Below are 24,894 nucleotides of genomic sequence, written 5' to 3'. Positions count from 1 at the left end.
TTCAACACAACGGTATAATATCAATCTTTACATATCTCTATTATACCCTTTGCACACGGCCAAACCAAAAAATACCGGAAGCACTTTTGCGCTCCGGCATTTTTATAAACAAGATAGAGAAATAGCGATTAATCCCGAACTTCTTCTTTGGGAATCAGCTTGTAAATTTCTTCGCTTTCCATAGAGTCAATTAGTCGGTCTAGCCACTTATAATAAGCGACGGCCTGCTTCATTTTCAATCGGTCTTGCTGAAGAATCGCCTTAAATTCCTCGTACTCTTCACCCTGATTCATCAATCTGTCCAGCTCATCAATGGCTTTGCGCAACACCAGTAAATTTGTTTCTACCGCTTTTCTCCATTTAATAGCGAAGAAATCAGTGAAGGTTTGATGCCAGTCATATTCGACTTCATACAAGTCTTTGCGTGAGCCCTTGCTCCATACCTTATTTACCATTTTCAGATCTAATAATGTTCGAACTCCTGTACTCATGCTCGTTTTGCTCATTTCCATTTCACGGCCCATCTCGTCCAGCGTCATCGGTTTATCCGCAAAAAAAAGCAAACCGTATAAATGCCCCGCAGACAAAGTGATCCCATACAGGTCCATGTTTTTACCTATAGCTTCTATAACACGTTTGCGAATTTTTTGCAGCGAAGCCTGCTGCTCATCGCCTAACTGGTACAAGCTCATGCTTGCAACCTCCTAATTTTAGAGCATTTTGCACAACCTAGTATGAACGATTTACCCGTAAAAGATTAGCTTTGACGCAATGTATGAAATCTTTCAATATAAATGAAATGTTTCAAAAACAAAGCTTCTGTCTATATTACAACAGCATGGATCGTTCAAAATCATAATTCGCAAAATTGCTAATGATAGTAAACTTTTAAAATTATGGATATACATAAATCTTTTTCTTATGGTTATATTTCATTGTCTATTTTAAAAAAAGCACTATCGGTTGTAAAGTTCCGAATGTTTGAGCATTCTATAGAACGAAGGAGTATATCAAAGGAAACTTTGTACAGTTTTTTCTGTACGTACTTTATGAACAGTTTTTTTGTTTGAAATGTAAGCAATGCTTCTGTTACAATTAATTTTGTCATTAACCGTTCAGGATGTTCAGAATTATGATTTTTATACTCAATCCTTAATGCAACATGGGGTTAATACCAAGCAAAGTATAGAAAGAAGAGGTGTATGTATGACGATTTTGGAAGTCAAAAATGTCAGCAAACTCTTTGGTCCTCACGCAGAGCAAGGTGTTCCGCTCCTGGAGCAAGGCTGGGGCAAGGAAAAGTTGGCCAAAGAAAAACAGATTACTGTTGGTGTCAATAAGGCCAACATGGAAATTAAGCAAGGTGAAATTTTCGTGATTATGGGTCTATCGGGCAGTGGCAAGTCCACCTTGGTGCGAATGCTAAATCGCTTGATTGAGCCTACCTCCGGTGAAATTCTGGTCCACGGCAAAGATCTCCGTAAGATGAACAAAGAACAACTTCGCGAAGTTCGTCGTAAAACCATCAGCATGGTTTTTCAAAAATTCGCCCTGTTCCCACATCGGACTGTATTAGAGAATGTAGAATATGGTCTTGAAATTCAAAAGGTAGAAAAAGCACAGCGTCAGGAAAAAGCGCAACAAGCGCTGGAACTAGTTGGTCTTAAAAACTGGGGCGATAAAATGCCCGATGAATTGAGTGGCGGTATGCAGCAGCGTGTCGGTCTGGCACGGGCGCTGGCTAATGACCCTGAAGTGCTCCTGATGGATGAAGCGTTCAGTGCATTGGACCCTCTTATTCGCCGTGACATGCAGGATGAGCTGTTGGAGCTTCAAGATAAAATGAAGAAAACAATTGTGTTTATCACCCATGATCTGGATGAAGCGTTGCGGATTGGTGACCGGATTGCATTGATGCGAGACGGTGCGGTCGTACAAATCGGTACACCGGAAGAAATTATGATCCAACCGGCTAACTCTTATGTAGCCCGCTTCGTCGAGGATGTGGATCTGTCCAAGGTATTGACGGCTGCTCATGTCATGCTTCGTCCAGAAACCATTACCATGGATCGTGGTCCGCGTGTGGCTCTGGAATTGATGCGGGAGCGTGGGATTTCCAATTTGTTCGTCATTGACCGCACCAAAAAGCTACTGGGTGTTATTAACGCCGAGGATGCTGTGCATGCACTGCGCAACAATTTGAAGATTGAAGATATTTTGATCACTGACGGACCGCAGGTTCCTGCCGAGACTGTCATTAATGATTTGTTTGAAATTACAAGCTCGTCCAAAGTGCCGCTGGCTGTAGTCGATGATAAGCAGAAGCTACTGGGCGTTATCGTCCGTGGAGCATTGCTCGGCGCACTTGGTGGAGATGTTACCACTATGAAGGAGGTGAATGCCCATGATACCGAAACTGCCAATCGCTGAGTGGATTCAATCCATTGTCGACTGGATGGGTATTCATCTGGCTGGATTGTTTAATGTTATTTCTTCCATTATAGAAGCTGTAGTAGGCTTTTTCTCAGGCCTGTTCATGCTTCCGCACCCTCTGGTGTTCATCGTGATTATCGGGATTATCGCCTTTATGATCGGGCGGGTTCAGCTTACGCTGTTTACTGTCATCGGCTTCCTGCTAATTGATAATCTCGGCTATTGGAGTGAAACAATGAATACGCTGGGACTGGTCATCACGTCTGCGCTCGTATCCATTGTTATCGGGATTCCCATCGGGATCTGGTGTGCATACAGTAAATCCGCATCACGCATTATCACGCCTTTACTTGATTTTATGCAGACGATGCCTGCGTTCGTGTACTTGCTCCCAGCGGTTACCTTTTTCAGCCTAGGTGTTGTACCAGGTGTTATCGCTTCTGTTATCTTTGCTATCCCCCCAACCATTCGTATGACCAACTTGGGTATTATGCAAGTATCGGGTGAGCTGATCGAAGCCTCAGACGCTTTCGGTTCAACATCTGCGCAAAAGCTGTTCAAAGTTCAGCTTCCACTGGCTTTGCCTACCTTAATGGCTGGTATTAACCAGACGATTATGCTGTCACTGTCCATGGTTGTTATTGCTTCCATGATCGGTGCAGAAGGCATCGGTGCTGTTGTGTACCGTGCTGTGACACAGCTGCAAATCGGTAAAGGTTTTGAAGCCGGCCTAGCTGTTGTCGTTCTGGCTATTGTGCTTGACCGTTTTACGCAAAACCTGTTTAAACCTACGCAAAAAGGCAAAAGCCGCGTATCCAGCAAGCAAAAAGTATGGATTACTTCTGCAGTTACAGCTGTCATTTTGATCGCTGGTGCATCTCAATATTTTGTTGGTACGGATCATTCCGCATCTGGCAAAGGTAACGCTGCTGCCAACCCGGTTGGCGAAGAAGTCGGTTACAAAATTATCGGTATTGATGCCGGGGCAGGCATTATGAAATCGACTGCCAAAGCAATTCAAGACTACAATTTGTCTGATTGGAAGCTCGTTGAAGGTTCCGGTGCAGCCATGACGGCCACACTGGACAAAGCCATTAAAGCGAAAAAACCGATCATTATTACAGGTTGGACTCCACACTGGATGTTCAACAAGTATGATCTCAAATATTTGGAAGACCCTAAGAAGTCTTATGGTGAAGCCGAGGGTATTCATACGATTGCCCGTAAAGGATTGCAACAGGATGCTCCTATCGCTTATGAGTTTCTGAAACGTTTCAAATGGACACCAGAAGATATGGGTGAAATGATGGTCGCCATTCAAGCCGGAACCAGTCCTGAGCAAGCTGCCAAGGATTGGGCGGAGAAACATGCCGACAAGGTTCAGGAATGGACTCAAGGACTGCAACCTGTCAAAGGTGACACCTTCAAGCTAAGTTATGTGGCTTGGGATTCTGAAATTGCCAGCACGAATTTGCTGAAATATATTTTGGAAAACAAACTAGGTTATAAAGTAACCGCACTGCAAGTGGAAGCAGGTCCTATGTGGACGGGTGTCGCTAGTGGTGATGTAGATGCTTCACCTGCGGCATGGCTGCCGTTAACCCATGCGGATTACTGGGCTAAATACAAGGATAAGCTCGACGATCTTGGGGCTAATATGAGTGGTGTTAAAACCGGATTGGTCGTTCCAGCTTACATGGATGTTAAATCGATTACTGATTTGCAGGATAACGGAGCCGAAGCGGCTCCGGCTTCCGCCACAACTGGGGACTTTGGCAAAGAGGTCGGCTACCGCATTGTCGGTACCGACCCTGGAGCCGGACTAATGAAGCTGACCGCTAAAGCTATGAATGACTATGGCTTATCCGACTGGAAGCTGCTTGAAAGCTCTGGGGCTGCTATGACCGCTACACTGGATAAAGCTATCAAAGCCAAGCAGCCTATCGTCGTAACAGGTTGGACTCCTCACTGGATGTTTAATAAATATGATTTAAAATACTTGAAAGATCCTAAAAAAGCGTACGGTGATAAGGAAGAAATTCATACCATCGCCCGCAAAGGCTTGAAGCAGGATGCTCCTGTGGCTTATGAATTTCTAAGCCGATTTAAGTGGACTGCTGAAGATATGGGTGAAGTGATGATCGCGATTCAGGACGGTACTGCCCCACAGCAGGCTGCCAAGAACTGGGCTGATAAACATCCTGACAAGGTTCAGGAATGGATCAAGGGCCTACAGTCCGTCAACGGTGATCCTTTGAAGCTGAGCTACGCTGCTTGGGATTCTGAAATTGCCAGTACGAACGTATTGAAATATGTATTGGAACAAAAATTGGGCTATAAAGTAACAGCCCTGCAAGTGGAAATCGGCCCAATGTGGACTGGCGTGGCCGGCGGAAGTGTAGATGCTACTGCTGCCGCTTGGCTTCCATTGACGCATGCTGATTATTGGGCTCAATACAAGGATAAGGTGGATGACATCGGAACCAGCATGACTGGCGTTATGTCCGGGCTTGTCGTTCCATCCTATGTGCCGATTGATTCTATCGAGGATCTTAAGCCGCCGCAATAATATTTTTTCCACTTTTAAACCATACGAATAAGCGAAAGGCAGATCAGGATTTAATCCTGATCTGCCTTTTTATGATATCCATATTTAAAGTTGCTCTCAGCCTTTTAGCGTGAATCCTTCTTGAGCGGGCACATCGGCATGCTGCCCTGTCGTCTGGTGCTGTCTAAAGAATAACGGATAGATCGCGAAGGACACCAGCAGACTCACACAACCAATGACGCCCAAGGCAATCATATCTTTGAAGATGTATGTGATATCCAGTCCTTTGAGCGTGATATTCCGTACAGCATCCAGGTAATACGTCAGTGGCAATATTTCAGCAAGCCCCCGCAAGAAGCCGGGCATTGCCTCTAATGGCCACGTATAGCCTGATAGCATAAAGGAAGGAACAGCAATCAACATCAGGGTTTGGGTCGCATCCACTCTAGTCTTGGAAAAGAGACTGAATAGGAATCCTAACCCGCACAGTGCAAAGTTAAAGGCCAGCGACACTAAAATCAACGGTAATACCTGTCCCCTAAACGGAATATCGAAGCATAAAGCGCTGATACTGAATACAGTCAGCACATTGAAAGCTCCCGCTGCATAATACGGTGCCAGTTTGGCAATAGCCATACGCCAAGGGGTATTTCTCCATGCACCAAATCTCCCCCAAGTCCCTGCTTCCTTATCACGCGTGCAAGACAACGCAATACCAAGCAGCAAACACTGCTGGAGAGCCGCAGAAATAACCCCTAGTGGCATGAAAAGCTTATAATCATATACCGGGTTAAACAACACTCTGGACCGGAACGGGATGGTAGTCAGCGTCGCGGCAGCCTGATCGGAGTTCATTCCCTTTTGCTTCATGGAATTGACCGATACTCCGGCACTCACGCTGCTAATAACCTGATTCGCAATCCGACTGGCGCTGTTGGAATACATCATATTACTGCCGTCAATCAGCGTGAGCACGGGTGGATTTTCCCCATGCTTAAGCCGAGTCGTAAAGTTGTCGGGAATGACGATTCCGACCTTAGCTTCCCCGGTCTCTACCTGACGGACAACATCTTCCTGATTGGTCGCTTGCCGTGTAACGGCAAATGAATCGGTCGAATCAAACGCCTGAATGATCTGGCGACTGAGCTGCGAATTATCTCCGTCGTACACTGTGACAGGCATCTCGGTAATCCGCTGATGTGAATACAGGAAGCCGAATAGTATCGTATACACAATCGGCGTAATCAGCAGAATAGCCATAAAGCGGCGGTCCCGGAAGATGCTCAGCCATTCCTCGCGAAACACATCGCGGATACGAAGTCTTTCCTGTGAATCCTGCATATTACTGCGCCCCTTTGCCTGTAAACAGAACCGTGGAGCCTGTTGGAACCGAAGCAGCAAGGTCTGGCAATGCTACTTTAACACCGAAGGAACGGACATCCTTGTCACCGGAGCTTTGGCTCGGTTTTTGAATGGCAAAGTCCGCAGCCGATTCTAACAGAATGACTTTACCCTTCAGCTCCTTACCGCCAGACAGCAATTTAATTTGGACTGTATCCCCTGCTTGAAGACCGTTCAGAGACGTTTCAGGTACATAGAATTTAGCCCAACGTTGTGTCGAAGTTTCAATGGTATAGACCGGGAATCCTGCGCTAGCCATTTCACCTAAGCTAAGCGACTTGGATTTTATGATTCCATCTTCTGACGCATATAGCGTAGTGTAGCTCAAATAGGTCTGAGCCTCTTGAAGCGCGGCTTCCGCTTGGGCTACCTGAGCATTGGCACCTGCAACCGCAGATTGAGCCTGCTCAACTGTGGATTGCGCCGCCTTCACAGCGGATTGCGCTTGCTCTACCGAAGCCTGAGCAGCTTTGACATCTTCCTGTTGCACAGCAACTTTGCCCGCTCCTGCCTGTGCTTCCTTCACCGCAGCCAAGGCTTGACGGTATTGAGCTTCAGCCGCCGTAATTTCCTCCTTGCGGCTTCCCTCCCGTGCCATATCCAATTTTTGCGACTCTGCATTATATTTGGCCACTGCCTGTTGATGTTCCAATGTCGCTTGATCCAAAGATGCCTGGGTTGCTGCTCCGGCTTCTTGAAGCTTTTTGGCACGCTCCAAATTTTTAACGGTCAGGTCCAGCGTTTCCTTGGATATCTTCACAGATACTTGCAATTGCTCAAGCTCCTGCGGTCTTGCCCCGCTCTTGAGGGCATCCAGTTTTGCCTTGGCGGCGTTCGCAGCCGCTTTGGCCTGTTCAATCTGGCTGGAGGAAGCCTCTGCGGTCACACTGACCGATGTCGTACCTTGGCTTTTCTTGGCCTGAGCAGCACTCACAGTGGCCTGTGCCTGGCCTACTCCTGCTTGAGCCTGCAACACTCCAGCTTTTGCTTTGGATACATTACTCTTGGCTGCCAGCAATGCCGCCTGTGCCTGCTTCACCTTATCTTCCAACTCGCGACTTTCCAGATGGGCTAACACCTGCCCCTTTTTAACCTGATCGCCTTCTTTGACGAGCATCTGGTCAATCCGTCCTGCCATTTTAAAGCTGGCATTGAGGGTATCCGACTCCACATAAGCCGTAGGAATGGAAGAAGACTGATCCGCAGACAAGCTGCTTCCACCCCGTGGAAAAGCAGTCAAGGCATATATTCCAACCGCGATTAAAATAATAAGTACGACGTAAATCGTATATTTTTTAGCTTTCATGTTCTCATCACTCCATCTGTCTATTAATGTTGCATGCCCAATGCATTACACACAAATACTTCAATACTTTCTCGAACCTCTTGCAGATTCATCGTTTCGCCCCAAACCATAGACCGCATTGGAGCAAAAATATAAATCCCAAATAAGCAATTGGCTGTTGTTTTGGCATCCAGCTTACTTGAAATTTTCCCATATAACTTACCGGAATCGATCTCTGCCTCCATAAAATCAAAATAATCAGCCAGCACCTGCCTAATATTAAAATGCTGCTCTTGTGAAACCCAGCCCTTACTGACCAATAGACGGCAAAAGTCCGGCTCTCTCACAATAAACTCAATATGTACTTGGATCAGCTTACGAACCCTAAGCTCCACCTGATCTTTAGGAGTATGAGCCATTGCTTCATGGATATCCCGGACAAAACGCTCCATCCCCATCTTCAAAATGTAAATGTACAAATCTTGCTTGTTTTTAAAATTGTAATACAGGGTGCCCTTGGCTATGCCGCATACCTTGGCAATCTCCTCCATATTTGTTTCATTAAAGCCTCGTTCGGAAAAAGCTTTGAGTGCGCCGTTAAAAATAATTTCCTTTGTCTGCTGTTTCATGCTTCCTCCTTTTTTGAACTGACCGTCCAGTACAAAAATTATGTATTTATTATAAGCCCATTTTTAGTTATCCAGCAATAGGAAAAATGAAAATAATTCATTTTAGACATTTCGTCTAAACACTCATTCTAAAAATGAAAATGCAAAAACGGATCGAATAAGTGAGGGGGTCACTCATTCGATCCGTTATGTCATAAAATCGGATGATAAGGGGGCCATTCTACAGATTATCAACCGATTTTAAGGGAAGGCCGACTATTTTTTTACGGTTTGATTGTATTGAGCAATTTTGCCTGTAATTTCTTGTGCAGCTTGATCCAATGCCTGTTTTGGCTGTTGCTGGCCACTCAGAACGGCCTCAATTGCACCTTCTACGATTTGACGCGCTTCTGGGAATACGCCCATCACCGCGCCCTGTGTAGCGGTGGATTGTGCCGATGCGTGCAATTGGTCAACCGCCGTCTGGAATTGCGGATATTTTACCATATTATCTTTGAGTACCTTCTCGTCATAGGCTGCTTTCGTGATCGGGAAGTACCCGGTATTTACACTCCATTGTGCCTGTACAGCTGGGGAAGCGACGAATTTAATGAACTCCCATGCTGCCTTCTGCTGGGCTTCGGGCTTGTTGTTCATGATGTACAAGCTTGCGCCGCCTACAACCACGCCGCCTTCTTTAGCTTCATTGGATCTTGGCAGGAATCCTGTGCCTACTTCAAATTTATCGCCAACCTGCTCCACAATATTACGCAGCGAAGCGGTGGAATCCAGCGTCATCGCAATCTGTCCTGCGGAAAAAGCTTTTGCCGTGTCGTCCGAGTTACGTCCCAGATTGGATACAACCTTTTCATCGATCATTTTCTTCCACCACGTCAGCGTTTTTACACCGGCATCCGAATTCAGCATGGATTCCGTTGCCGCTTGATCACGACCATTGCCATTATTCACATAATCCGCGTTCTGATTGGCAAACAGTTGCTCCATGAACCAGCCGTAGATGGCAATGGAAGCACCGGATTTACCATCCTTGCTCAAGGCTTTTGCAGCCTTTTCGAACTCAGCATACGTTTTCGGAGGATTAGCTGGATCAAGTCCTGCGGCTTTGAATGCGTCCTTGTTGTAATATAAAATCGGGTTTGACGTATTGAACGGCATGGCGTTCAATTTACCATCTATCGTGTAGTATCGTGTAATATTCGGCTCTAGCTGCGACAGATCGAACTTATCTGCATCAATAAATTGTTGTACAGGTGTGATCATTTTGGAGTCGATCATAAATTTACTACCGATTTCGTATACCTGAATGATGTCCGGTCCGCTGTTGGAACCAAGCGACGCTTTCAGCTTGTTCAAGCTGTCATCATATTTGCCTTGATATACTGGCTCTACCTGAATGTCCTTATGACTGGCGTTAAAGTCAGCAGCGATCTGCTTGATTGCTTTTTCACCGTTACCGGACATCGAATGCCACCAAGTCAGCTTCACTGGAGAAGCCGCTGCTCCCCCATCACTACCATTACTCGGCTTCTCTGCAGCAGTATTATTGCTACAACCTGCTGCAACCACCATGGCAGTCAGAATAAGCAGGGTCAATGCACTTTTCAGACGAAAAAATCTCATAATCTCTCTTCTCTCCCTTTGATTAAATGATTCTTGAATTGGCATTCTCTTGCGATATTTTTGTGTGTTGAAGCTCTGTATATGGGCTGCTTGCGCAGGTGTTGCTTTTCATTTGACATATGTGCTCAGCCTTTAAGCGCACCCGCTGCCATTCCACGAACCAACTGTTTTAATCCAAAGATTAGCAGTAGCAGAGACGGTAAAATGACAAGGGCCGTACCCGCAAATACCAGATTCCATGAAGTCGATTCCTGAAATTCGAGCATGGATATTCCGATCTGTACCGTGCGCATATTCTCGCTATTGGTGATCAGTAAAGGCCAGAGGTACGAATTGTACATATTCAGGAACGAATACACAGCCAGTGTTCCGAGCGCAGGGCGCGATAACGGAAGCACATGGAACAGAAAGTAACGGATATGCCCGCACCCATCCATACGAGCCGCCTCAAACAGTTCCTTGGGAAGCTGGAGAAAAAATTGCCTTAACAGGAATGTTCCGAATGCCGTCGCCAGAAAAGGAACCGTCAATCCTTGATATGTATCAAGCCAGTTCCAGCTTCGTACCGTCAGGTAGTTCGGAATAATGGTCACTTCCCAAGGGATCATCATCGTCGCTACAAACATGCTGAAAATGAAGTTTTTTCCCTTGAATTCCATTTTGGCAAAAGCGTAGGCCGCCAAGCTAGCTGTAATCAGCTGCCCAATCATGGTCAGACCCGAAATGAGAAATGTATTTCCAATAAAGGCTGCAATCGGAACAATTTCAAACACTTCAGTGAAATTCGCCATATGAAAAGAATGTGGAAGAAAGCTTGGTGGATAAGCGCTTGCTTCCTCCGGCGACATGACTGCCATAAAAAACGTATATATAACCGGATACAAAATGAGAGCAGCTGCAATCGTAAGCAGCACATACAGCAATGTTGAATTCAGGTGTCTTTTCATTGGTAATGCACCTTTCTTTCCACCCATTTGAACTGAATCATCGTGAGCAGCAGAATGACAGCAAACAAGACAATCGCCTGCGCGCTCCCCGTTCCGAACCGGAAATTAACGAAAGCTTCCTGATAGATGGAATACACGAATACATTCGTACTGTTCACCGGGCCGCCTTTGGTCAAAATGTTAATTTGAGCAAAAGACTGGAAGGCTCCAATGATGGAAACTACAGTCACAAAAAAGATCGTCGGTGATAACAGTGGCATGGAGATACGCCAGAACGTGACGAGCGGGCCAGCTCCGTCCATTTTGGCACTTTCATACATATCATCTGGAATCCCTTGAAGTCCGCTTGATAAGATAATGTAATTGAAGCCTAGATTCATCCAGATGGTCATCATGGCTACTGAGAACAGCGCCCAATCCGGGCTGGTCAGCCATGGAACCGGATTGATATGTAGTAGGGAAAGCACATAGTTGAACATCCCCAGTGTCGGATGAAAAAGAAATTTCCAAATGACCGCAGATGAACCGACCGACAACACCATCGGCAGCGAAAAGGCAAACTGGAAGATACGCATTCCCCGTAATTTACTGTGTGTAAGTGCAGCCAGTACCAGCGCCAATAAAATACCTACTGGTACTGTTAGCAGTGCAAACAGGAGTGTCACCTTAATCCCTTGCAGAAACAGTCCCGAGCTGAAAAGTGTAGTGAAATTATCTAACCCCACATAAGCTGCAACGTTTCCTGCGGGATCTGTAGAATGCAAGCTGAGATAAACGGACTTGATCATCGGATAAAACATAAATACAGCAAACAAAATAAGCGATGGAGCCAAAAAGGTATACGCCAGCGCGTTTTCGCGCAGTCTTTGAATTTTTAGCGAACCCGTGCGTATGCGGGCTTTAGACGAAGTCTGTTGCTGACTCCTCGTCCCCAGTCCCATAGATTTGTTAAGCTCACCCAAAACGGATCGCCCCTTTCTTTTCAAACCAACCTCAGTAAGTGTATCGTTTCGATGTAAAGGGAACGTCAAGTGGGCTGGAGTAAAATGTTAATGTTTTTTCTTTTTGTAAAAGCAACTCTCTATAGGTATGAGCACAAAGACATAGACTCCTGCATACGATGCATCATTACATGGTATGGAGGTTAGAGGCGAATGCCGTACAACACCGTCAGTCCGCAAACTTTATATCAAGCTAGACCGGAGTTACAGGCCGAACTCAAAAATATCCGCGATCATTTGCATTATCAATTAAGCCCCTACATGAATCACACGGTCAGGGTCCAAACGATGGATCATCAAGTATATGAAGGAACGATTGTGCACATCGATGCGGATCATTTGTATCTGAGAGTCCCTCAGCAATATCACTCACCCTTCTCAGGCACCACAACCCCTGATCGCTCCTATGCCTACAACAATGTCATTCTGCCGCTGGTATTATATAATTTATTGGTTATAACCCTATTGAGTTAGCGCTCGATCCATATCTCTCTCTAATTAAAAGACAAAAAAAACATCCAAATTCTGTAAGGAGCCTTCTTGGCACATTACGAAGTTGGAGGTTTTAGTTATTTGTTTTCCATAATCATTAGTTCTCACAAGAGATACCTGCTTCTTGCTCTAGTACAGCTACAAAGCCCTCTATACAATCTCCACTCGGCAGGTGGGTGAACACCTCGTTCACACCCTGATTGATCAGCGTGATGTTCCCCCTAGAATCCGACAAATCCTTATCTAGCTTAGCCAGTGAAATATGGTGATAATTGATGAACTTGACCCAAGGAGTACCCATAGTGCAGGAATAAAAGATGATTCGTTCGGACGTCACTGCCAGCATTCCATGAAGCGATATCTTCTGGGAGCTCTGTTTCAAATCATACGTACACCCCATATATGATCGGATGTGTTCGCCCGCTTCTAACGTCAGACTAATAGCTCGCAACTCTTTTTCATTTGTTTTCATCCCGTCTCATCTCCTGTTCGAAGTTCAGGAACGAGTCGCAGCTCCTTGACCTCAGATCAGCTTTTGCGGCTTGTCCCGTCGACCTCTTCATTTTTCGTTAGATTAAGACTCTCACGAACTGGACAATGACCTACCTCAACTGCACATTGAAACCAAAGATGGATATGTACAACTTATCATGGGTACAGGATGTTATCAACAAGCAAGCTATCACTCTTTTTGAGCATAACTCCGTAATCTGCGCCTTGCTGAAGAAGCAATTAGATCTAATTTTAAGTGATTGGAATGGATGAATTTCAGAAACGAGGAATGGTATATGCTTCTTCTTGGCAAGCTAATGTGAGAATACGTTAGAACGGAGAAGAAGCCTTATGAAATATAACCGTTTGCTGTGCGCTGGAATCGCTGTTTCTTTACTGTGTATCAGCTCTTGCCCCACTCCATCTACCAATGCACAAGCCACATCATACGCCTCCCCTGCTCCTACAAAGGGAAGGGCCTATTACGAAGAACGGGGCGACATTGTATGGGAAGTTCCTACCCATCGTAAGCTTATCGCTCTCACATTCGATGACGGACCTGACGAAAGCAACACGCCTGCCATTTTGGATTTGCTTAAAGAATATGATGCTAAAGCGACCTTTTTTGTCGTCGGCAGTCGTGTCGAAAAGCTGCCTCACCTTGTCAAACGGGAACGAGAAGAAGGGCATGAAGTTGGCAACCATACCTTTCTTCACTCATCCTTTCAGTACATTTCCCGCAACAAAGCTCTGTCCGAATTGGATCAAGCTCAGGCGAGCATCGTTCAGGCAACTGGTACGGGAACCCATCTTTTTAGGCCACCCGGCGGCTCCTATACCGATTCGCTGGTTAAGCTCTCCAAGGAGAAAGGGCTGAAAATTATTTTATGGTCCTGGCATCAGGACACCTTAGATTGGCGAAAACCTGGTGTGCATCGCATCGCTAATAAAGTCCTTCGCAACGCCCGTAACGGCGACATTGTCCTCATGCACGATTATGTACATCAAAGTACACAAACCGTTGAAGCCTTGAAAATTATTCTACCCGAGCTCAAGAAGAGAGGATACACCTTCGTTACGGTATCCGAATTACTCTCTAATCGGGAAAAACCGGATGGGCTGATTGAAGTGAATAAGTGAAAGAGAACAATTAAACTCCGTCAATTATTTGTTGACGGAGTTTTATACATGAGGATTTTGCGAAAACCCAATAAGGAACTGATAATGCCGAGCGATAACGTGTTGTTAACGAATGACTCAGAGAATGTACGGTAAAGCTGGCTTCCCAAAAGCATAATCTATTTTTCAATAGTTTTTCATTGAACTTTAAAGAAGCCTATTACATCATATTGCTATTTTCATTTGCTAGCTATACCTTTCAGTCCAATGTTTTGGAGGCCAGCCATTGCATCATGGTTGTTTTCTTTCCGTCAATCACCTTCGATACTTCGTTGTTATACACGTAAATCCAGGACCAGTGGCCGTTGTATTCATACGGTGTTTGGTCGCTCTTCTTGTACAAACCAGAGGTATCCACTACGTTATCAAATAACGACATATGAACATCCTTTGCTCCGGCATTCACTAAACGGTTGTAGGTCGGAATCGCATAATCGTTGGGCGGTACTACGGTGTCGGTTTTGGCAGCCACAAACCAGATCGGCAGGTTCTTCATTTCGTTTATTTGTTCATCGGTAATAAGGCTGTCCTTTAAGGCTTCACAGGCCACCACAGCTGCTGCAAAATAATCTTTATAATCACGGATCATCAGCATAGTCATGTAACCACCGTTGGAGTCTCCGCCAATATAGATTCGATCTGTATCAATGTCTTTGTTTTGGGCCACGTACTCCTTAATTAAGGACATCAATGCTTGCTCGTACTTGGAGGTTCCGTCCCCAAAGCCTGTAAAGCCATCCATCCAGTAGGTTGGGGTCTGAGGTGCCAACACATAAGCCCCGCCAAAATAGGATTGGATATCCTTAGAAGCAAAATTCGCTGCTTTATTTCCGGAAATCGGAATCGTCGGATCGGTACCTCCCTCACCCATACCGTGCAGCCAGATCACTAGAGGGTTTTTCACTTTGTCTTGTGCCGGTGCGTAGTCCACATACGTTAAAGTAACACCGTCAAAAGTAGCTTTGCCAGTTGTAAATTGATCAACCAGCTTCCGTATCTCTCCTGCGGAAGTATCGATCTTCAAGCCGGAAATCGTTCCTGATTTGGTTTTAATAACTTTTTGCTGCGTGATCGTGTATTTGTTATCATTCCATGCATTAAACCCAGAGCCTGCCGCATCATAATGAATAGCGGAGCTTAGTGTTAAGGCCGGGCCGATTTCCATTTCCAATACAACGTAGCTTCCGGTTTTATTTACAGGGTTGCCACTTTTGTCCGATACATAGGCCTTGGTGACTTTCCGGTTGCCATTCTCAATAAAGGGATTTACCAGCCTATTGTCGCTTCTTCCCACATGCACCTTAAATGTATCCTTTGTTATCGCATCTTTAGGTACTGGCTTACCCAGGTTAACAATGATCTTCGTAATGGCTGCTCCCCAATCCTTAACCTCCGCAACCGTCCGGTACGAGGTGGGCTGTATCTTTACATCCTTGGCCCATGTACCGGAATTGAAAGCAAGGGTCGTACCGATAGCTAAAGTGAATAACATAGTTGTTTTAGCAGCCTTTTGAAACTGTTTAAACATGATGTCTTACCTCCCGGGTCCATTAATAAAACGCTTACATTATTTATTTTAATGATTTTTTTATTTGTATCCTGTCTTTTATTAGCCTAATTCAGGTCAATTACTGACTCCTTGCTCCAGAATACCCCTTGTTCTCTTTTCGATATTGATGCGGTGTTGCCTGATAAACCTTTTTAAATACCCTGGCAAAAGACTTCTCGTTCGGAAATCCGTGCTCCAGCGCAATTTGTATAATGGAATGATCCGTATTCATAAGAACACGATAAGATCTCTCCAGACGGATGGCATTGATATATTGAAATAAGGTCATCCCTACATGCTTCACAAAAAACCGGGACAAATATTCGGGAGACAACCCAAAAACCTGAGCTATCGAATCCAAGGATAAGCTTTGATCGTAATTCTTTTTGATATAATCGGTTATCAACGTCAGCCGCTCCAAATATTTATCGGAGTTAAAGCCACGGATAGATTCATGATCCATTTTAAAATGCATTAATAACAGATACACCAGTTTATAAGATAATGACGTTAAATGGATATGCGCTAAAGGGTCATTATGCCGGTTGAGATAAGCCACAAATAAGGTGTTTAACAAATCACGCAGCTCCGCAAAATGTAGTAATCTCTGCTCGTTAGTTTCAAAAATGGATACGCAGTCAAATGAAATCGGGTCACTGCCGTTGACATTTGCTCTAATAAATTCAGAAGGAATCAGAACCGTTATAGCCTCTCTCCCTTTTCCCTTAGCTACAGAAAAGGAATGAATGGCATTCGAATTAATGAGCAAAATATCTCCTTCTTTGGAGCTATAACTCGCGCCATCGATGTAGATATGGTCGATTCTTCCTGAAAGCACATAGGATATTTCGATGCTGTCGTGCCAATGCCCAGGTATGTACGCTGGTTCATTTGAGGAATGAACTATAATTTTTAACGGAAAATGATTGTCTGCCTGGACCAGCTCATATTTGTATTCCAAGTTTGTCGCTCCTCTCAGATGTGAACATATAAATAGAAGAAAATGGCTTCAGCAGAGTGCCGAAACCACTTGTATTTAACCTTCCTCTCTCTATAAACAAAAAAACCTAAGATAACAAAATACATAAGATCCTTAGATCTTAACATTTTGTTCCTTAGGTTTTGCCTGCGTAACAGTAACAATCCTAGAGCTATTCATTTAATTAAGCTAAGTATATAGCGGGTTGAAATACATGTCAACGCTTTCATTTTGGGCGTTCAACCGCCTAATTATCTTGCGACTTTCAGGAACTCCCTGGGGTCCCTGCCGTCCTTGAGACCCTTGAGGTCCTCTAATCCCTTTAACAATGACCTTCGGCAAAACTTTGACTTTTTTAACCGTACATCTTCTAAATTTTCTCCGATGCATTCTCTTTTGCCAACAATAATGTCGAAACATAATTAATGGTCACCTCCAAAGTCTAATCAAAGTAGCTTATTGTGCAATTAACCAAAAAGATTGGGCTGTTGACTTCATCTAGGAAAAGATAGGCATAGGCCTGACCCTATCATGTTTGGATTATTACAGCTCATCCTATTGAAGCTTATTATCCATCCAATAAATTGATTCAAGTCCTGCATCATATTGTTCGGCTGCTGTTCCCATTATCGTATCCCTCGGCTTTAGTTCTAGCGTAATGCGAAACAGCGGATGTTCGCGAAATGCCATGCGTGGCGCGCTGCTGTCTCAGCCGGTGGTTACCCTGGATTAAAGGAGCTGTCGTGTGAATCCCTCGGAAGAGCAAACCGCGATTTCAATAACAAACTCACCTCCACAATCTATAATATCTATCAAATCATCGCCCAACGGCTGGATACATATATCCATAACTGGCTTAATGCAGCTGCAAGAAGTGTATAATCCAACGCCTTTTTTCTCACAAAATTAAACCCAGAATTATTTTCATCGTGAGTGTAGGTGTTAGTGAGCCTGTATTACTTGATGAATGGGCGGAATGATGTAATAAAGGGCCTCAAACAAATGACTTCATTTATATAAATTCCAACGAAGCTCATTTCTAGGAAATCAGGTGGGCATCGTCCCATAGTATTAGAATCAACTGGACATTATCACACACCAATTGTGCAATTTTTCTTGACAGAGGGTACTTATTAATTATAGTGAATCCTTTCATATCGTATCGGGCTAAGAGTTCTAGTTTACGTAAGGTAAAGACAAATATTATTGACGCTAATCACCTCTGCGGGCTGTATTATAAAGAGGACCTAGAGCCTTATAAACAACGGCAATCCAACGCTTAAACCTTCGTAACCTTACGGACAGCTTGAAAATATTACAGGCATGTTTGTACAAACCAAACGGCAATTTCACGGAGTTTTTGGTGCCTTATATTCGGATGTTTCTTTTTCTTTACCGACTTACAATCAATTCCAAGTTCAGAAGAAGTTTTGAAAGCAGGCGAAAAAACATCGCTAACAAGATAAATGAGTTCTGTGAAAGTCGTTCATAACAATGGGCAGATAGTCAGGCAAAAAAACTAATGGCTACCGCAGTCAAAACCCTTTTCAGAAAACCTTATATCATAACCTTTCTTTAAGTTTGAACATGTATATTAATATGCTTCTTGAATACAAAAAACACCTATCCACGCTTGAAGACGAGATAGATGCTTTAGTAAAGCATATTGAAGAGTGTATGATTATCCGATCAATCCCCGACATCGGTGAAAAAATCGCTGCCACGATTATTTCTGAGATTGGGGAATAGATCGGTTTAATCACCCTAAGAAACTAGTAGCATTTGCCGGAATTGATCCCAGCATACCATTAGCTGGTTTTATGGAACAACTAAAAGATGGCCTCAGCCTTAAAATGCTTAATTCTTCTTTTAATAACACATTCGTTCAATTTATTAATCTTTAATTGGTTATCACTGGTAAAACAATATGATCTTTAAACTCACCTAAGTAAATTGCACTAAAATTCCTTAGTAATATAACTCACAATCGAATATTATCGCTCTTACGGTCAGGATCTGAAATGAACTTGATAAGACGATAGGTATTCCAGTAACCTCTTGAACGCCCGTATTTATCTACACGACGGGTACCACTATCCCATTCACTAGTTGCACGGTGGACAGTTCTAACTCCCCACCGTCCCGAAAAGTTCCACCATGTAGGCATTTCCACAATTGGATTTTCCAATGAAGTCGGTTCAGGTAGTGGATAGCTACTTTCAGGTAATTCAGGATCGAATCCAAATCGATCAATTACTCGAATCATGGCTTTTAGACCTTTGCCCACAGGTGCAACTCCTGGACTTGTTAACGTTGGGAACCCTGGAGGCAATGCCTGTCCTCCGCCTCTCCTAGCAACGTCGGTACTGCTCGGAAGAGGTGCCTCTGTAATCGTTGGATCGTCCTTGAGCAACCAAGATAGCACAAACAAAACTAGGCCAATTAAAAATACCACCCCAGAAACAACTAAACATACAACGACTGCTGGAGGAATTGGCGATGCTATAAAAGCAAGACAGATCCCGGCACCTGTGCCAGCTGCCCCCATAATAGCACCACCAATGGAATTTAGAGTAGGGTCAGGAGGCGAATCCCCAGGAATCACTACTGCTCCTGCAATGTTAAACAAGTTCTTGTGTAGTCCAGCACCGACAAATGCCACAGTATTCGTACCAAACCTGATTACTCCCAGGTTAGGATTGTTGACATTAAAAAGAGGACGTACCTCTGCCGCCAATGGTGAGTCAAGATCTTCACCGGTAGTATAACCTTTACTAAATACTACAAAGCGGGGCTCAAAATAGTCAATACACTCCTTTACATCGTTCCCATAGAAAAAATCCATACGTTGCCGTCCATCTCGGCTCTTACGCATGCCTAGATCATCAAAGATATTTTTAATGAAAATAGTAATCGCTTCCCACTGTCCCTCCCGTTTATGAATCTCGTCATCTTCACTAGATAGGGCCGGTTCCATTGCAGGATAAAGCATATAATAAGTTATAGCAATATAACGATCAAGGTCTAGCATAATGTTATTCTTATCAGGTTCATCTGATTCAATGCTTGGGGGAAAATCAAGTTGTTTATTATCTTTTACACTATCCCTCCGTTCTTTATCAAGCCGCGGATATGTTCCAGCCCATTCAACCTCGGCGTAAATGGTCGGGACGCTTAGACGCGGTAAGGTAAATTCGGGCGAGGGTCTAGGTTCATCTAATGGTATTATTGGATTAATATTGCTACTTACTGACCTAAATAGCAAATCAAGGTATTGAAGAGAACCTTTTGTGTAGCCTTGATTGTCAGGAGACAGAGCATCATCCCAACCTGCAACATTAATAAACAAATCCTGATTAAATCCAACAGTAAATTCTTGTCCGATGCCGTTAGGCTCGATATTACTGAGGGCCAAGTGATCACCTGTGGGGTAATGGCTACCTGCTTGAACATCTATATCGCCAAAGCTAGTGGTATTGCGGTCTACCACCATTACCGCACTACCTCGCTTATTAGTTTTTCCATCCCATGGATCAGTGGCTAGATGATCCAACCATTCTTCGGCGGCAATTGGGTAAAATCGCTCACTCGGATCGAAAAGGAGGATTGGCTGAAAAGCCAAAGCGAGTTCCACTGAGTTTAAATTCTTAAACATGTTTATCACCCTCCTGTTTTATTCTCAGGTTTACCTAGACAAACGATGAATCTCGTCAACGAGCGCATTCGGATCTATGGTTGTCTTATTAAGGCAAAACGCGCTTAGTACACCTTGAAGTTCATCGAAAGGTAAAGGCATGCTTTTGATAAGATTGTCTCTTTCCCTCTTAATTTCCTCAATCTGATGTGTACTAAGGTTTTGCATTGCGAGTAAAGCAAGCCTAGCCTGAGCCGAAGTGTAAGTTGCCTGGTCGCCTCGCAAAAAGGCTGTAAAAGCTTCAAAAGAGTATTGACGTTGCTGTTTTGTAACTTCAGCATCGGTACCCCTTACTTGGCTCATGATGTCGAGACCAAACTGTAGTATCTCACGCCCTTTAGCTTCTACCGATTCAGGTGTCTCTTTATCCTTTCGTAACTTTTGCACAATAATATCAATGGCTTTACTGTCTTTGCAAGAGGAATTTAGGAGCCCATTAATGTCTTTATATGGATCATATTTAAACAATTTAATTTCACTGATAAGCCCTTTAAAGGTCCAGTCGTTTACTAATTTATCGGCCTCGTGTCCTATGGCAATGCCTCTAGATCCAATAGAACTTACTTGTCCCTCACCATTATATGTTTCGGCAACTTTTACTCCATCAAGATAAAGTTCTGAAGTATTTATTCCATCATATAGGAGTTCTGCTGTATGCCAGTTGTCAGTAGTAATAAGGCCTGGCTCGGATCGAACTACCCAATGGTTGCGATCAGTGAAGATGTTCCCGCTCAATGACCCATCACTTTCAATCCACATTCCAAAACAATGATCACCCTGGATAAGGTTATATGTCCGATTGAAAGCTCCTTCTGGAGACAAATTAAATGAAACGAGGACGCGGATAGACCAAAGATCCTTAAGACTAGGGTTAGGGTCAATTTGAACTATGCTCTCTGGTTTGTCAAAGAAAAAAGCTTCTGGCTGTTGTTTAACATATAATGGCAAACCATGGTTGCGATTATCAGACAAGTCAAAGGATGAGCGGGAATAGCAATGATGGATAATTAACTTATTCAAAATCCTTCCTCCCCTTTTTATCAATAATATATATTCTGAACAAACGATACTTAAATATTCGTAGCTTTTGATACCAATTTGCAGAAGAATGTCTAATTTAGTTTTTGTGCATCAGCATCAAAAAAGCCGATTTCACAATGGAGAATCGACTTCATAAGTATTCTACATAAAGATAGGTAAGGGTTTAAAGTTATCGCTCCCTTTTCCCCCTGTTCACACCGTACGTGTGACTTCCACCTCTTACCTTGTTCCAACTAATCCAATTTACTCTATCTATGTATTAAGTAGACGAGTGCTGTTTTTCCAAAGTTAGATTATTTCATTTCGACATTTTAATCGTAGAGTATTCACTTTTTCTTTCTACTTATTAGTAAGCTTTAAATAATATAAAAATTTTCTATTCTGTCTTTGTCTTTTTGATGAATTGACTGATGAACTGCTTTATGAACAATAAGCAAGTTCGAATAACTATCATCTTTCCAAAGATAATAAGGGTTCATGTGATGTCAGTGCCATTCATGTGTCCCTAATTGCTCAAGATGTAGGAAAGCATACTTTTGTCGATAGCCTTTAAGCTATTATGGTACAAGTGTATCCCTCGTATTACAAAGACTTTATACGATCCAAGTAACAATATAAACAAGTATGAATTACTTTTACTGAAAACATCAGGATCTATCCGAACCATTCGTATTGACGCAAAACTTGTGAAAATGTTAAAACGCCATGAGATCAAACAAAAAGAAATAAAATTAGAGAAAGGAAACCTATATGTAGATAACCAGTTTATCTTTGCACGAAATGATAGACATCTGCAATCAAGAAAAGTAGTGGAAACTAGACTAAAACGTCTATTTAAAAAGGCAGGTATTGATAAAAACGTTAACCCTCATTCAGAAATACACATACCTCTCTCTTAATTGAAGCGGGTGTGGGAGTAAAGGAGATTCAACAGCGTTCAGGCATAACAGACATAAACACAACAATGAATATTTCCCCTCATATGACAGCCAATATAGAGAAAAGGTCTCTCATCAGTTCAGTGAACTGATGAGAGACCTTTTCTGATAAGACGGTTTTTGTGAAAAAAGTGAGCATTTTTACTTACTATGAGCAAAAGTATGAAATTTATCTTTATTCCACTTAAAAACCCCAATATATCAAGGCTTGATGATGTTTATTACATCATGCCGCCCATCTTTGATTAAGCCTCGCCGCTAGACATTTCAGAACTTAACTCTTAATTTATAACACTTTTTTTCCCTATTCAGAAAATTTCATTTGCCTATATTCATCCATATTCGCCGAGATTGTGATTTTTTTGTGATTCAAATAACGAAATATTCACCACATATCGTTCTCATTAATAATTTCCTTCTATTGTATATTGAGACATACGAAGTAGCAATGATATTTCTGAGAATTTAATATTCTCTAAAATACCTCTCACCTTCTCTTGGCAGCATTGGTATGCTCTATCCCGCTCCCAGTCCTCCAGAATGACGATGTCCCGCAGTGTAGACCTTTCCATCCCCATAAGAGGATAAACGCGTGATAAGTTTACGGTTCGATTCAAGGTTTACAGATCGACTCTCCAGTTGCCCATCATCTTGGCGACTTCCGGGTCGCGGTACGATAAGAAAAGACTTTCCCGCGTATCGAGGGTCGAAATTTGTTCGATATCGTCCGCGCTCAACTCAAAATCAAAAATGTCAAAGTTTTCAACGATCCGCTCTTTTCTCACCGATTTTGGAATTACAACGACTTCACGCTGAACAAGCCAGCGCAATACGACCTGAGCGACGGACTTTTTGTGTTTTTCTGCGATCGAGACCAGCACTTCGTTTCTGAACATGTTGTTAAGTCCCTCAGCGAACGGGGCCCACGACTGGTGTTGAACTCTCTGCTCTTTCATAAAAGCTGCGCTCTCTGTCTGCTGGTAGAACGGGTGCGTTTCGATCTGGTTGACGGCGGGCACGATTTCGTTATGAACGATGAGGTCCATAAGGCGGTCGGGTAGGAAGTTGCTGACACCGATCGCCTTAATCTTGCCTTCGCGGTACAGGTCTTCCATCGCACGCCAAGCACCGTAGTAATCGCCGAACGGCTGGTGAATAAGGTACAGATCGAGATAGTCGAGTTGCAGTTTCTTCAAGGATTTGGCAAACGCGAACTTAGCACTCTCGTAGCCGGCATCCTGAACCCATAGCTTGGTCGTGATGAACAGCTGCTCACGCGGTACGCCGCTGCGCTTGATCGCACGACCGACCGCTTCCTCATTCAGATAACCGGCGGCGGTGTCGATCAGGCGGTAACCAGCCATCAGCGCTTCATATACGGCGTTCTCGCATTCTTCAGCATCTGGAACTTGGTAGACACCAAAACCGATGATCGGCATTTTCACACCATTGTTTAATGTTACGGTTTGCATTGTATTTCCTCCCATTATTCAAATGTAAAACGCAAACGGCCGCGGAACTGGGAAATCGGGCACCTCAGTGGGCTTCCGCTTACGGTCGACTTGCATTACAATAAGCCTATCGCCTTCGTGTTACACGAAGTCAAGCCGTCTTCAAAAATTTTATTTTTCCAAGGAGGATTCCACATGTATACAGTCAAAGAAGCCGCCCAGATAACGGGGCTCACCGAGCACGCTGTACGCTTTTACACGGATAAAGGCCTAGTACCAAGCGTACAGCGCAATCAAAACAACATTCGGATGTTCGACGAAGAATCGATCAACTGGTTGCATGGCGTCAAATGTCTTAAGCAATCCGGGATGCCGATTGGAGTCATTAAAATGTACGTCGATTTCTGTCTCGAAGGGGATTCGACCATTCCGCAACGCTACACACTCATGATAGAGCATAAGAAAGCGGCGCTCGTTAAGCTCGAAGAAGCCAAACAGCACGTTGCCCATTTGGAACAAAAAACGGCCCTGTATCAGGCCATTCTGGAGCACCGCTCTCCAGACACGACCAATCCTGGAAACTGGGATAAAATTCAGCATATGCATAGTGACGTTTTTTACTCGCCCTCTGTTCGGAGGGCTAGAGATCTACGTGAGACACAACTGCTCGAAGAAAATACTCTTTTTTAAACTCCTGGTTGGCTTAGGATGAACAAGATTCACATCAGTCTAGATTGAACTAACACAGAGACGTTAGTTCAATGAAACAGCGACAGTCTAGGGCTTTATTTTCCCGTCCTAGCCTACCGTTGTTTCTTTTATTGTAATTATCAAAACTTTATTTTCATCGAACATTAAAAAGTGGATTAAAAGCACCTTGAATGTCCGTCTGTAAACAATTTTTCAACTAAAAAGCTCTGCTGACCTTAAGGTTAGCAGAGCTTTTACTATTTTATTTAGAGTATTCACTTACTTCAAATGTTAGGATACGATCATAATCCAAAACCGTTAGAAGGAAATAATGGTCTCTAAAGTACCCTTCTCCTTCTCCTGCAAGCATGATGATCTTTTGATTGATCCCACCCTCCAGAATTACGGTATGCCTCAGGATGGTCTTGTCTTCCCATGAGATATAGTTGTCCTCTTCCAGCGCAGCAACCCGGCTTTTATGCCCACTCTGCGCCTAGCTTACTTAAAACTGTGGGAATAGAACGG

The 24,894-nt window shown here is 43.7% G+C and carries 18 protein-coding genes and 1 pseudogene; 6 read left to right on the top strand and 13 right to left on the bottom strand.

Going from position 1 to position 24,894, the window contains the following annotated elements; translation table 11 throughout:
- Nucleotides 1-128 precede the first annotated feature (128 nt).
- Nucleotides 129-692: a GbsR/MarR family transcriptional regulator gene (locus NSQ58_RS20305; protein ID WP_023987581.1), complete on the bottom strand. Its 564-nt coding sequence runs from the start codon at nt 690-692 to the stop codon at nt 129-131.
- Nucleotides 693-1,206: 514 nt separating this feature from the next.
- Here NSQ58_RS20305 and NSQ58_RS20300 point away from each other — a divergent pair.
- Nucleotides 1,207-2,430, top strand: a complete 1,224-nt coding sequence (locus NSQ58_RS20300; RefSeq protein ID WP_028543061.1) for a quaternary amine ABC transporter ATP-binding protein — start codon at nt 1,207-1,209, stop codon at nt 2,428-2,430.
- Nucleotides 2,405-5,002, top strand: a complete 2,598-nt coding sequence (locus NSQ58_RS20295; RefSeq protein WP_341058106.1) for a glycine betaine ABC transporter substrate-binding protein — start codon at nt 2,405-2,407, stop codon at nt 5,000-5,002. The genes NSQ58_RS20300 and NSQ58_RS20295 overlap by 26 nt, the downstream gene beginning before the upstream one ends.
- Nucleotides 5,003-5,098: 96 nt before the next feature.
- On the opposite strand, the gene NSQ58_RS20290 is transcribed toward NSQ58_RS20295, so the two are convergent.
- From NSQ58_RS20290 to NSQ58_RS20265, 6 genes are all read right to left on the bottom strand, one after another.
- Nucleotides 5,099-6,322, bottom strand: a complete 1,224-nt coding sequence (locus NSQ58_RS20290) for an ABC transporter permease (RefSeq protein ID WP_023987578.1) — start codon at nt 6,320-6,322, stop codon at nt 5,099-5,101.
- Between the two features lies 1 nt (nt 6,323).
- A complete protein-coding gene (locus NSQ58_RS20285) occupies nt 6,324-7,688 on the bottom strand; it encodes an HlyD family secretion protein (protein WP_279831817.1) in 1,365 nt (454 codons plus the stop codon).
- A gap of 23 nt (nt 7,689-7,711) precedes the next feature.
- Nucleotides 7,712-8,296, bottom strand: coding sequence for a TetR/AcrR family transcriptional regulator (locus tag NSQ58_RS20280; protein ID WP_023987576.1), 585 nt, complete (start codon nt 8,294-8,296; stop codon nt 7,712-7,714).
- A 255-nt stretch (nt 8,297-8,551) separates the two neighbouring features.
- A complete protein-coding gene (locus NSQ58_RS20275) occupies nt 8,552-9,916 on the bottom strand; it encodes an ABC transporter substrate-binding protein (protein ID WP_341058105.1) in 1,365 nt (454 codons plus the stop codon).
- A gap of 125 nt (nt 9,917-10,041) precedes the next feature.
- The gene (locus tag NSQ58_RS20270; protein WP_025721535.1) at nt 10,042-10,863 is read right to left on the bottom strand and encodes a carbohydrate ABC transporter permease; all 822 of its coding nucleotides are present in this window, start codon (nt 10,861-10,863) and stop codon (nt 10,042-10,044) included.
- On the bottom strand, nt 10,860-11,825 hold the full coding sequence (locus tag NSQ58_RS20265) for a carbohydrate ABC transporter permease (protein ID WP_023987573.1): 966 nt from the start codon (nt 11,823-11,825) through the stop codon (nt 10,860-10,862). Before NSQ58_RS20265 ends, NSQ58_RS20270 begins: the two co-directional genes overlap by 4 nt.
- A 192-nt stretch (nt 11,826-12,017) precedes the next feature.
- Here NSQ58_RS20265 and NSQ58_RS20260 point away from each other — a divergent pair, with 192 nt between their 5' ends.
- A complete protein-coding gene (locus NSQ58_RS20260; protein ID WP_023987572.1) occupies nt 12,018-12,338 on the top strand; it encodes a hypothetical protein in 321 nt (106 codons plus the stop codon).
- Nucleotides 12,339-12,453: 115 nt separating this feature from the next.
- Here NSQ58_RS20260 and NSQ58_RS20255 read toward each other — a convergent pair whose 3' ends face one another.
- Nucleotides 12,454-12,828, bottom strand: a complete 375-nt coding sequence (locus NSQ58_RS20255; RefSeq protein ID WP_023987571.1) for a PH domain-containing protein — start codon at nt 12,826-12,828, stop codon at nt 12,454-12,456.
- Nucleotides 12,829-13,199: 371 nt separating this feature from the next.
- Here NSQ58_RS20255 and NSQ58_RS20250 point away from each other — a divergent pair, with 371 nt between their 5' ends.
- Nucleotides 13,200-13,988, top strand: coding sequence for a polysaccharide deacetylase family protein (locus tag NSQ58_RS20250; RefSeq protein ID WP_023987570.1), 789 nt, complete (start codon nt 13,200-13,202; stop codon nt 13,986-13,988).
- Between the two features lie 238 nt (nt 13,989-14,226).
- Here the strand turns inward: NSQ58_RS20250 and NSQ58_RS20245 are convergent, their stop codons facing one another.
- Entirely contained in the window at nt 14,227-15,555 is a 1,329-nt protein-coding gene (locus NSQ58_RS20245) for a prolyl oligopeptidase family serine peptidase (RefSeq protein ID WP_068939838.1), read from the bottom strand.
- 100 nt (nt 15,556-15,655) lie between these two features.
- Nucleotides 15,656-16,537: an AraC family transcriptional regulator gene (locus tag NSQ58_RS20240; RefSeq protein ID WP_023987568.1), complete on the bottom strand. Its 882-nt coding sequence runs from the start codon at nt 16,535-16,537 to the stop codon at nt 15,656-15,658.
- Nucleotides 16,538-17,620: 1,083 nt separating this feature from the next.
- Here NSQ58_RS20240 and NSQ58_RS20235 point away from each other — a divergent pair.
- A pseudogene (locus tag NSQ58_RS20235) lies at nt 17,621-18,372 on the top strand (IS110 family transposase); the annotation flags it as partial.
- A gap of 164 nt (nt 18,373-18,536) precedes the next feature.
- Here the strand turns inward: NSQ58_RS20235 and NSQ58_RS20230 are convergent.
- The 3 genes from NSQ58_RS20230 to NSQ58_RS20220 all read right to left on the bottom strand — a co-directional run bounded on the left by NSQ58_RS20230 (nt 18,537) and on the right by NSQ58_RS20220 (nt 23,700).
- Nucleotides 18,537-20,210, bottom strand: a complete 1,674-nt coding sequence (locus NSQ58_RS20230; RefSeq protein ID WP_341058104.1) for a hypothetical protein — start codon at nt 20,208-20,210, stop codon at nt 18,537-18,539.
- A gap of 30 nt (nt 20,211-20,240) precedes the next feature.
- The gene (locus tag NSQ58_RS20225; protein ID WP_053324881.1) at nt 20,241-21,269 is read right to left on the bottom strand and encodes a LamG-like jellyroll fold domain-containing protein; all 1,029 of its coding nucleotides are present in this window, start codon (nt 21,267-21,269) and stop codon (nt 20,241-20,243) included.
- Nucleotides 21,270-22,848: 1,579 nt separating this feature from the next.
- A complete protein-coding gene (locus tag NSQ58_RS20220) occupies nt 22,849-23,700 on the bottom strand; it encodes an aldo/keto reductase (RefSeq protein ID WP_053324879.1) in 852 nt (283 codons plus the stop codon).
- Nucleotides 23,701-23,874: 174 nt separating this feature from the next.
- Here NSQ58_RS20220 and NSQ58_RS20215 point away from each other — a divergent pair, with 174 nt between their 5' ends.
- A complete protein-coding gene (locus NSQ58_RS20215) occupies nt 23,875-24,369 on the top strand; it encodes a MerR family transcriptional regulator (protein WP_053324878.1) in 495 nt (164 codons plus the stop codon).
- Nucleotides 24,370-24,894: the final 525 nt, after the last annotated feature.

It is taken from the genome of Paenibacillus sp. FSL M7-0134, from assembly GCF_038007865.1.
GTDB classification, from domain to species: Bacteria; Bacillota; Bacilli; order Paenibacillales; family Paenibacillaceae; genus Paenibacillus; species Paenibacillus polymyxa_B.
The sequence above is the reverse complement of the archived record's forward strand: the minus strand, read 5'-3'. Positions and strand labels throughout refer to the sequence as shown.